The organism is Compostibacter hankyongensis (assembly GCF_039541075.1).
Taxonomy (GTDB): Bacteria; Bacteroidota; Bacteroidia; order Chitinophagales; family Chitinophagaceae; genus Compostibacter; species Compostibacter hankyongensis.
In genome coordinates, this window is the sequence record NZ_BAABFN010000022.1 from 344593 (window position 1) to 355246 (window position 10654).

10 protein-coding genes are annotated in these 10654 nt (G+C 55.4%); 4 read left to right on the plus strand and 6 right to left on the minus strand.

Features of this window, described 5'->3' with window-relative positions; genetic code table 11:
* The first annotated feature begins 46 nt into the window (after positions 1 to 46).
* Positions 47 to 1402, plus strand: a complete 1356-nt coding sequence (locus ABD851_RS17525) for a pseudouridine synthase (RefSeq protein WP_344981753.1) — start codon at positions 47 to 49, stop codon at positions 1400 to 1402.
* Between the two features lie 170 nt (positions 1403 to 1572).
* Complete coding sequence (locus ABD851_RS17530) at positions 1573 to 2421, plus strand: RluA family pseudouridine synthase (protein WP_344981755.1); 849 nt, start codon at positions 1573 to 1575, stop codon at positions 2419 to 2421.
* A 65-nt stretch (positions 2422 to 2486) separates the two neighbouring features.
* Here the strand turns inward: ABD851_RS17530 and ABD851_RS17535 are convergent, their stop codons facing one another.
* Complete coding sequence (locus ABD851_RS17535) at positions 2487 to 3122, minus strand: peroxiredoxin (RefSeq protein WP_344981757.1); 636 nt, start codon at positions 3120 to 3122, stop codon at positions 2487 to 2489.
* A 202-nt stretch (positions 3123 to 3324) separates the two neighbouring features.
* Positions 3325 to 3588: a hypothetical protein gene (locus ABD851_RS17540; RefSeq protein WP_344981759.1), complete on the minus strand. Its 264-nt coding sequence runs from the start codon at positions 3586 to 3588 to the stop codon at positions 3325 to 3327.
* A 135-nt stretch (positions 3589 to 3723) separates the two neighbouring features.
* Here ABD851_RS17540 and ABD851_RS17545 point away from each other — a divergent pair, with 135 nt between their 5' ends.
* A complete protein-coding gene (locus ABD851_RS17545; RefSeq protein ID WP_344981761.1) occupies positions 3724 to 4740 on the plus strand; it encodes a helix-turn-helix transcriptional regulator in 1017 nt (338 codons plus the stop codon).
* A 5-nt stretch (positions 4741 to 4745) separates the two neighbouring features.
* Here ABD851_RS17545 and ABD851_RS17550 read toward each other — a convergent pair whose 3' ends face one another.
* Complete coding sequence (locus ABD851_RS17550; protein WP_344981763.1) at positions 4746 to 5870, minus strand: Gfo/Idh/MocA family protein; 1125 nt, start codon at positions 5868 to 5870, stop codon at positions 4746 to 4748.
* 166 nt (positions 5871 to 6036) lie between these two features.
* Here ABD851_RS17550 and ade point away from each other — a divergent pair, with 166 nt between their 5' ends.
* Positions 6037 to 7701 carry an adenine deaminase gene (ade, locus tag ABD851_RS17555; protein ID WP_344981765.1) on the plus strand — a complete coding sequence of 555 codons (1665 nt, stop codon included), beginning with the start codon at positions 6037 to 6039 and terminating at the stop codon, positions 7699 to 7701.
* Positions 7702 to 7947: 246 nt separating this feature from the next.
* On the opposite strand, the gene ABD851_RS17560 is transcribed toward ade, so the two are convergent.
* The 3 genes from ABD851_RS17560 to ABD851_RS17570 all read right to left on the minus strand — a co-directional run bounded on the left by ABD851_RS17560 (position 7948) and on the right by ABD851_RS17570 (position 10642).
* Positions 7948 to 8172, minus strand: a complete 225-nt coding sequence (locus tag ABD851_RS17560; protein ID WP_344981767.1) for a hypothetical protein — start codon at positions 8170 to 8172, stop codon at positions 7948 to 7950.
* Between the two features lie 48 nt (positions 8173 to 8220).
* A complete protein-coding gene (locus tag ABD851_RS17565; protein WP_344981769.1) occupies positions 8221 to 9324 on the minus strand; it encodes an anhydro-N-acetylmuramic acid kinase in 1104 nt (367 codons plus the stop codon).
* An 85-nt stretch (positions 9325 to 9409) separates the two neighbouring features.
* Positions 9410 to 10642 (minus strand): ROK family protein, encoded by a 1233-nt coding sequence (locus tag ABD851_RS17570; RefSeq protein WP_344981771.1) that lies wholly within the window; start codon positions 10640 to 10642, stop codon positions 9410 to 9412.
* Positions 10643 to 10654 lie beyond the last annotated feature (12 nt).

Below are 10654 nucleotides of genomic sequence, written 5' to 3' on the forward strand. Positions count from 1 at the left end.
GTATAAGCGATCATTTACTGCTGAAAAAGCAGCAAAAAACATCCCTATGAAAAAAAGAACTTCCTCCCGGCCGCCCGGCCGGCCTGCTTCCGGACATTTTTCTAAAAAAACAGACGAGCGGACAGGACAGTCTTCCCAACGGTTTTCAAAAAAATCGGATGGACGGGCCGGACAAAAAGATACTTTCGGGCCGGACAATCCCCAACCCCGCGAAGGCCGTCCACCCCGGAAAACCGGGGGCAAGGCCGTTGACCGGTCCAGCGGAGCGGCCACCGGCAAAGACACGTCCAGCCGGCGGAGCGGGACCGGCAAAACCCTGTCGCACCGGCGAAGCGAAACCAAAAACCCATCATCTCCCCGCAGGGAGGACGCTACTCAAAGGCCCCGTCCGGAGCGCCAAGGCGGGACCACCGCTGACCGGCGGGGCGGAAGCAGAAACACATCGTCTCCCCGCGGAGCGGCTTTCCAGAGAACGCACCCGGGCCGGCAAAGCGGCAACGACACACCCGACCGCAAGAGCAGAACAGGTACCGGCGAAGCCGCCGCCGACCGCCGGAACGGGGACAGAAATACTCCGCCCCCTCGTGAGGAAGCCCCTTCCCAAAAACCGCGTTCAAACCGCAGCGGCTATACGCCCAGGCAGAATCCGCTCAACAAATACATCGCCCATTGCGGCATCTGCTCCCGCCGTGCAGCGGTGGACCATATAAAAGCCGGGATCGTATCGGTAAACGGACAGATCGTGACGGAGCCGGGTTACAAGGTAGCGCCGGGCGATGTGGTAAAGCTGAACGGCAAAAGGATAACACCGCAGACAAGTCTGGTCTATATCCTGCTGAACAAGCCCAAGGACTATATCACCACCCTCCGCGATCCGCAGGGCCGGCGGACGGTGATGGAGCTGATCCGGGATGCCACCGGGGAACGCGTCTATCCCGTAGGTCGGCTGGACCGGAATACTTCCGGGCTGTTGCTGCTGACCAACGACGGGGAGCTGGCCCAGCAGATGGCCCATCCGAGCAATAAGGTAAAGAAGGTCTATCATGCCGTGCTCGACAAGCCGTTGACCCAGGCCGACTTCGACCGGATATTAGGAGGGGTAAAGCTGCACGACGGGATGGCATCTGTGGACATGCTGGCGTATGTGGATGCAGCCGACAAAACGCAGATCGGCCTGGAGATACACAGCGGGCGTAACCGGATCGTACGGCGGATATTCGAGCACCTGGGCTACCAGGTGGAGAAGCTGGACCGGGTGCTGTACGCAGGACTAACGAAAAAGAATATCCCAAGAGGAAAATGGCGTCTGCTCACCGAAAAAGAAGTGATCCTGCTGAAACATTTTACCCCCCGGGCCCCTAAAGGGGGAGGTAAAAAGGGGGAGGTGAAAGGCGAAGGGTGAAACAGGATTTGATAATTTGATGATATGCTGATTTGGCGATGAAATAGTCATATAAGCGTTTAAAGTTTGAGGTTCAAAGTTCCATTCCAGACAGATAACTTTAGACTTTAGACCTTAAACCATAAAACCGGAAAGGCGAAGCATTGGCAACGGGATCGAATTATTTTTAAATGACGTTGCCGAACTTCGTTTCATTGAGACCGCTAAAAAATATTAAGCCCGAAATAAACGCGCAGCGTTCACGGAGACCGCTAAAAGACTTTGTGAACGACGTAAATAAGAAACAAGAAACCGCATCCGTGAAACCACCCGAGATATTATACGAAAACGACGACTTCATTGCGGTCAACAAGCCGGCCGGACTGCTGACCCTTCCGGACCGCTTTGATGCCGGGCTGCCCAGCCTGGCCGGACTGCTGGAAAAACGGCTGGGAAAGATCTTTATCGTCCACCGGCTGGACAGGGACACCAGCGGGCTGATCCTGTTTGCCAAACATGAGCAATCGCATCAGTACTTCTCACAGCTTTTTGCCTCGCGGCAGGTAGAAAAATATTACTATGCGCTGGTGAACGGCCAGATGCCGGAAGAAAAAGGACGCATCGATGCGCCGCTGGGCGAACATCCTGTCCGGAAGGGAAAAATGACGGTGCAGAAAAAAGGGAAGTCCGCAGTGACGTTATATGAAGTATCGGAACGGTTCGCCCTCTACAACTGGTTAACCGTGCAGATTCTCACCGGACGAACTCATCAAATCCGTGTCCATATGCAATCCTGCGGGCATCCCGTAGTGATGGATGAGCTGTATGGCACCGCCCATCCCGTTTTTCTTTCCGCTATAAAACGACGCTACCATTCCGGCAAAAACCAGGAAGAAGAAAGACCCCTGCTGAGCCGGCTGGCGCTGCATGCTTACCGTCTGCATTTCCCCTTGCCTTCCGGGGAACATTTCAGCCTGGAAGCTCCGCTTCCCCGCGATCTCCAGGCTACCCTGACGCAGCTGCGAAAGCACGGCAGCTGAACGGCATCCTATTGCAGCATAGCTATCGCCTGCTTTTCCGGCGGGTATGGACGACGCCCGTCTTATCAGCGGTTGGGTTGCGGTGTGGTCCGCAGGTAGGGTTTCACGATCTTATGTCCCTTGGGGAAACGCGCGGGGATATCTTCCGTTTTCACAGCGCCCGTAACAATGACATCCTCCCCTTCTTTCCAGTCAGCAGGCGTGGCCACCTGGTAGTCGGCCGTCAGCTGCAGCGAATCCAGCACACGCAGGATCTCCAGGAAATTCCGCCCGGTCGAAGCCGGATAGGTGAGGGTCAGCTTTATCTTCTTGTCCGGTCCGATAATGAATACCGAACGCACCGTATGCGTAGCGGAAGCGTTGGGATGGATCATATCATACAGCTCGGCGACCTTTTTCTCCGGATCGGCAATGATGGGATACTGCACATCGCAGTGCTGGGTTTCATTTATATCGTTGATCCAGCTTTTGTGCGAATCCAGCGGGTCCACGCTCACGGCCAGTACCTTGGCATTGCGTTTGGCAAACTCATCCTGCAGCTGCGCCGTACGGCCCAGCTCGGTCGTGCATACCGGCGTAAAGTCCGCAGGATGGGAAAAGAGCACGCCCCAGCCGTCGCCGAGGTACTCATACAGGTCAATTTCTCCCAGGGTGGTCTGCGCTTTGAAGTTGGGCGCGGTATCTCCTAGTCTTAAGCTCATAGAAAAATGATTTATACAGATGAGGAAAATATGCTCCTACGAAATTACATAATTCCCATCAAATTTATAGGATTCTCCATATTAATATTAGTTAGAGGCCATTAGTTTTTGACCGCGAGCGGAGGCTTGTGGCGGAGCGGTCGATGACCGGCACCAGAAGAGCAGTTGAATAAGGATGCTGTGGCTGGCCGGGATCCGCCGGTCAGACCGCTGCGCCCGCCTGCTTCCAGGCATAGTAGGCCAGCCTGAACTTCATGTCCTCTTCCAGCCCCGCCAGCCGCAGGGCTTCGGCTTCCTCAAAGTCGAGCTCCAGATAGCCCAGGTAAAGACGGTAAGGCTCGGACAGCACTTCCAGGCAATCCGCAAAGGCGGGTTTTTCGGTTCTTCCGCCCGGGATGGCTTTCATCCTGCGGGAGCGGCTGATGGTGGTCTTACGGGCGAGTGACGTACGCTGCTGCTGATTCATGGCTTTTTCTTTTGATGCTTTTGATAACCCAAAACTATCCTCTCACAGCGCAATCGACTTGCGCAGCAAAAGAAATTCCCGTACCTTTAGCTTTAGCCTTTCACCCTTAACCTTTCACCCTTTCACCTCTAAAGCATGCCTGTCAACAAAGACGCCTTTGCCCGTTACCGCTGGATCGATGAACGCCTGCGCAACAAGCAGCTGCCCAAGCCGACGCTGGAAGACCTGATCGAATATGTCTCCGGCAAGATGAACGGCAGGATACCCAAGCGCACCCTCCAGTATGACCTGCACAGCATGCGCTACAGCGAGGAGCTCAATTACAAGGCGCCCATCGCCTATCACGCCGCCGGTAAGTACTACTACTATACCGACGAGAACTATTCCATCAGCAACATGCCGGTAGACGAATACGATCTGCAGGGGTTGGAGATCGCCATCGGCATCCTGGAACAGTTCAGCAACCTGCCCATGATACGGCAGTTTGAAGATGCCATCTTCAGGCTGGCCTCGGCCCTGAAGATCGGCCGGGCGTCAACGGATGGGAATGGCGGTCTGATCCGGCTGGATACCCCTCAGTACCAGGGGTTGGAATGGGTGCAAACCATCGCCGGCGCCATGAAGCAAAAAGCCTTGCTGCGGATCGCCTACCAATCCTTTGAAAGCGATGCCCCGAAGGATTACTGGGTGGAGCCCTATCACCTGCGGGAGTACCGCAACCGTTTTTACCTGATCGGGAAAAGCCGGGGCGACAAAGGCAAAAGCTACCGGGGCGACCTGCGGACCTTCGGACTGGACCGTATCCGCGACATCTGGGAAACGGATATGCATTTCGAAGAAAAGGATTTCGACGAGCACAGCTATTTCAAACATGCCGTCGGCATCACCGTGCTGGACGAGCAACCCCAGAAGATAGCGCTTTCCTTTACCCCGCAACAGGGAAAGTATATCAAATCAGAGCCCATCCATCCTTCGCAGAAGATCATAAAAGACGACGAAAAGGAATGCAGGGTAGCGCTGGAGCTGATCATCAACCACGAGCTGTTTATGATCCTGCTCAGCTATGGCGCCACCGTGGAGGTGCTGAAGCCGGCCTCCCTGCGCGAGCGGATAAAAGCCGAGGCCGCCGCCATGCAAAAGCGATACGGCTGAGAAGATCACTTCAGTAAAATACGCCGGCCTTCTTTGGCGGAGCGCTTGGCCGCTTCCAGTATCTTTACGACGATCAGGTTGTTTTCGAGCGAGGACAAATCGTTACCGGGACGGATCTCGCCCCTCAGCACAGCCGCCACGTAAGGAATATAGTCCTGGTACGGCGGCGCGGGCGCCTCCAGCTTTTGAATGCTGTATGCATCGCCGCCGCCCTTGCGGACACGCAGGGTATTACGGTCCACCGCCTGCAGATAACCGTTCTTCCCAAACACTTCCCAGTCCTTGATGTTGAACGGCCAGTTCCAGGAAGCTTCAATGATACCGGTAGCTTTGGGATATTCCAGGATAATGACGGCGTCGTCATCCACCTTGGGATAGATATCGGGCTTGATCCGTTTGGTTACGGCAGTGACCGCCAGGGGAGCCTGCCCGTCCATGAGCCAGGTCATGAGGTTGGCCCCGTAGCAGCCGAAGTCAAACAGGGCGCCGGCGCCATTCGTTTCCGGGTCGGTCAGCCAGTGGAAGAACTCCTGGCTGACCCCTATCTCCCTGGGTCCCTGATGGCCGTCGTGCGCCACCATCCTGCGGACCTCGCCGATGGCATTTTCTTTCGTCATCTTATAGATCAGCTGGTTGCTCGCATACCAGCTTGTTTCATAATCGGTCAGCACTTTGATATGATACTGCGCAGCCAGGGAGGCGATCAGCGCTGCGTCTTTTACGGTAGTGGCCAGCGGCTTTTCCACCATTACGCTGATGTGCAGCGGCGCACATGTCTTTACGACCGACACATGTTCGGAAATGGGATTGAAGGCCATGACCACATCCGGCTTTTTGTGCCGCAGCAGGGCAGGCAGATCAGGGTAGAACAGTGAATCCGGCAGATGATACCGGCTTTGGATACGGCTGATCAGCGCGGTATCCCGTTCTGCGATCCCGACGATGTTCACCTCGCCCTGCCGGTAATGATTCAGGACAAGGTAAACATGATCATGACTCATTCCCGCAAGGGCGACATTCAGCAGCTTCGGCGTCTGTCCGGAAGCCGCTGCTCCGCAGTATAAAAACAGCAGCACCAGCATGCTGAAAAAAGGACGGGTTCTGAAAGGAGCAGTATGGTTGTACAGCATGAGTTGATTCTTTTTGCCGCAGCCGGACAAAACAGGACGCCAGCCTGCCGGGCCATAGTACGTAAAGCTAATTATAATCCGGTTATGGCAACCGTAAATATGATATGCGGCAGCGCGTGCCGGCGATAGAAGAATCTGTTTAAGGCATTATCGCTAAATTTAGGCCATGAATACGTTCACCCTAACAGGACAACTGGTCGATCTGGTACAGGAAAAGATATATCCCGCGGAAGTTGCCGTGGAGCAGGGACGCATACGGGCGGTGACGCCGCTGCCTTCCAAGGACACGGCCGACCTGCCCTATCTTATGCCCGGCTTTGTGGACGCCCATGTACATATCGAAAGCTCTATGCTGGTGCCTTCGGAATTCGCCAGGCTGGCCGTGGTACACGGCACGGTAGCCACCGTTTCCGATCCGCACGAGATTGCCAATGTGATGGGAATGGATGGCGTCGATTTTATGCTGCAAAATGCGGCAAAGACGCCCTTTCGTTTCTGCTTCGGCGCACCTTCCTGTGTGCCGGCCACCCCGTTTGAGACCGCAGGGGCGGAGCTAACGCCCGCAGCGGTAGAACAGCTGCTGCAGCGCAGCGAGATCGGGTATCTTTCGGAGATGATGAACTTTCCCGGCGTACTGGCCGGCGATGAAGCCGTATTGGCCAAGATCGCCGCGGCCCGTAAGCACGGCAAGCCCGTGGACGGTCACGCCCCGGGGCTGCGCGGTACAGCGGCGGAGCAATATGCCCGGGGCGGCCTGCCGGATGGACAGCTCGCCATCACTACCGATCATGAATGCTTTACCCGGGAAGAGGCGCTGGACAAGCTCCGCTGCGGTATGAAGATACTGATCCGGGAAGGCAGCGCGGCACGCAACTTCGAAGCGCTGGCGGACCTGCTGTACGACTACCCGAATCAGATGATGTTCTGCAGCGACGATAAACACCCGGACAGCCTGGTAGCGGGTCATATCAACACGCTCGTAAAGCGGGCCTGCGCAAAGGGGATACCGCTGATGCATGTGCTGAAAGCGGCCTGTCTGAATCCGGTGCTGCATTACAAGCTCAATTCCGGCTTGCTGCAACGGGGAGATGCAGCCGATTTTATCGTGGTCAGCGATCTCCGCGAATTCTGCGTCCTGCAAACCTATATAGCGGGTATCCGGGTGGCGGAAAACGGAAAAACCCTGATCGCACCGGTACCGGTGACGGCGGTGAACAATTTTCATTGCGCCCCTGTAAAGCCGCCGGATTTTGTCATTACGGCTCCTCCCGGGGAAAACATCACCGTCATCGAGGCCCTGGACGGGCAGCTGATCACCAACCGGCTGACCCTGCCGGGAAAACGGGAAGGGGGATTGCTGGTCAGCGACCCGGACCGCGACCTGCTGAAAATAACGGTGGTGAACCGTTACCGGGAAGCGCCGCCCTCCGTCGCCTTTATCCGGAATTTCGGTTTGAAGCGCGGCGCGCTGGCTTCTTCCGTGGCGCATGACAGTCATAACATCATCGCCGTCGGCGTCAGCGATGAGGATATATGCGCTGCCGTTAACCTGATCGTCCGTCACCGCGGCGGGGTATGCGTAACAGACGGGGAACGGCAGGAAATACTGCCGCTGCCGGTAGCCGGCCTGATGAGCACGGAAGATGGTTACGAAGTAGCGGAAAAATATGCAGCGCTGGACCGGCTGGCCAAAGCGCTGGGCAGCGGTCTGCAGGCGCCGTTTATGACACTCTCCTTTATGGCTCTGCTGGTAATCCCGCACCTCAAGCTCAGCGACAAAGGATTATTCGACGGGGACCGGTTCGCCTTTACTGCGGTTGCCCCGGCCTGAGCGCCGGAGATCGTTATACGATCCCCTCATCCCTCCTGTCCCATCCAGAGCGCACCGCCGATGCTGCCGCGGGAGGCTTCTTCCTAACACCCCTATTCAAGAGGCTACACGGGAGCATTAAATATCTCGGAAAGCAAGTAATTATTAGCGACTGGAAGGAAATTGTAAACAACAAAACGGTCAATCAATGGAGCGATTTCCTTCGCCCGGGCATATTTGATCCATATGTTGGCGTCAATTATAAGATTATACATCCTTCAGATCATAGCGGTTCTTCTGAATGGCTTTTATAATATCTTCTTCCTTTGCATCCCTGAAATCTGTTTCATCAGTGAGCACTCTCCATTCTTCCTTCAGCTCATCCGAAAAGAACCTTTGATAAAGCATTTTAAGCTCCGCCTCACTTTTATAACGCAGTTTATCCACCATCGATGCAAATACAGATGAGGGCTGTTCCTGAATTGTATTCATCATATCTTTTTTACGAATTTACGAAAAAAGCAGCATAAATATACCGCCTCATCCCTCCTGTCCCATCCAGAGCGCACCGCCGATGCTGCCGCGGGAGGCGCCGGTTACTGAACGCAGGGTGGTAGGCGCTTCCCGCCAGCGCAGCAACCCGAGCAGGGCCATGATCAGCGCCTCCTTATATTTTACCACGGCATCTTCGGGAATGACGATTTCTACCTGCTGCGCCCTCAGCAGATGGCCGATCTGCTCCGTGAGGAAACCGTTGAAGGCTCCCCCTCCGGTGACCAGCATTTCCAGCGGACCTTCAGGAACGGCCCGCGCAGCGCAGAGCTGCCGGACCGCCCGGTCTGTCTGTTGTGCGATATGTTCCGTATAGGTGCGCAGCTGACCCTGTACGGAAAGACCGCTTTGCTGCAGCAGGGGTAATACTGTTGACGCGCCAAAGCTATTGTCCAGCGATTTCGGATAGGGCTGCCGGTAATAGGGCAGGGCATTCAACCGCTCCAGCAGGGCAGGATTGACCTGCCCTCCCCGGGCGAGCTGCCCGCCCTCGTCGAAAGACTTCCCCAACCGCCCAGCCAGGGCATTCAGTATAGCGTTGGCGGGACAGATATCAAATGCAATATGTCCATTACCGTTAGTTGCCGAGAGATTGGCGATGCCCCCGATGTTCAGCAGCAGGGGATAGCCGGGAAAAAGCAGCTGCTCTCCCACCGGCACGATGGGCGCTCCCTGTCCGTGCAGGGCCACATCCAGCGCACGCAGGTCGCTTACCACAGCCAGGCCGGTTTCTGCGGCTATGGCCGCACCGTCGCCCAGCTGTGCGGTCATCCCCTGCTCCGGCAGGTGGAAAACGGTATGGCCATGTGAAGCGATCAGATGGGCCTGTAGCTGCAGGTTCATTTCTTCCAGAAACGCATTCACCTTTTTTCCGAGGTAATGCCCGTAGTCGGCGTGAAGCAGGAGATACTCCCGGGCGGAGAGCCCCGGAGCGCGCATGAGCCTGCTCTTCCATTCCTCCTCGTATTCGTAGCAGGCTGCTGCTTCGAGCGTATAGCTCCACTTGCCGCCCCGCTCCTGCAGCTGTACAAATACGATATCCAGTCCGTCGAGCGAGCTGCCGGACATCAGCCCGATCACCTTGTATACCATTATGCCAGAATTTGTGCAAAGATACGACCGGCAGAGGGTTTCTGATTTCGAAATGCCCCTCACCTTTCGCCTTTAACCTTTCACCTTATAAAAGCCCCAGCAGCCTGTCGCGTACCAGCAGGCAGGCGCCGATCACGCCGGCGCGCTCACCCAGCTGGGATATCTTCAGCTCTGTGTCGTTGTTGACGAGACTGAGCGAATATTTATGAACCGCAGTGATAATGGGCAGCTGTATATAAGCGCCCGTGGCGGAGAGGCTTCCGCCCAGGATCACCAGCTCGGGATTATACAGGTTGATCAGCGTAGCCATGCCTTTCCCCAGCTTCTCTCCTATCTCGGCAATGCATTCGATGGCCAGCACATCATCCTGCTTCGCCGCCCGGATGATATCCTCGAGCTGTATGGCCGTTTCCTTCCGGCCGGGTTTCCAGGCAATGCTGCTGGCGCCCCCGCGGATCCGTTTTAAAAAGATCCTGATCAGCGCTTCCCCGGACGCCTCTGTCTCAAGACAACCTTTTTTTCCGCAATGACAGATAATCTCGTTGTCAAAAACGGGAATATGACCCAGCTCGCCGGCAAAACCGGATCTGCCGTAATACAGCCGTCCGTTGACCATGATCCCCATGCCTATGCCATAATCCATATTGATGAACAGGATATGCTTTTCATCGCGGACCGCCCCATGGCAAAACTCCCCGTAAGCCATCGCCCTGGAGTCGTTCTCGAGAAAAACGGGTATACCGGTTTCCTTTTCCAGCAGATTGCTGAGCGGCTCTTCCCCGAAATGAAAATAGCTGTAGCTGTAGCCCGTCCTCGAATTGATCCTTCCGGAAAGATTCAAACCGATGCCCAGGATCTTATCTTTCTTAATGGATAATATGCGTATAAAATCCTGGATGATGTCGCAAAGCTGCCGGAAAGCCTCCGGCGTATTATCCAGCCGGTAAGGAATACTTTCGGATATCTTGACCACATTTTTTTTAAAATCCAGCAACCCGATATTGACATGGAATCTTTTTACTTCCACTCCTACAAAAAAGACCGAATGAGGATTCAGGCCATACAGGCTGGGGCGGCGTCCTATACTCGATTCCGTTTTTCCATAATCTTTTACCAGGCCGTCCTGCAGCAGCTCGGTCACCAGTCCGGCCGTCTTCGGTGTGCTGATGTTCAGCTCCTTGCTCAGGTCGGCTATGGTGGCGTTTCCCGTATTGGCAAAACGGATCAGGATCTGCTTTTTGAGCGACAGATTTTTATAGGCCACCCCGGTGATGGCTTCGTTGCGGAGATCGTCAAAAAAAGAATTGTTCCGTGGCATAATTCGGGAGGT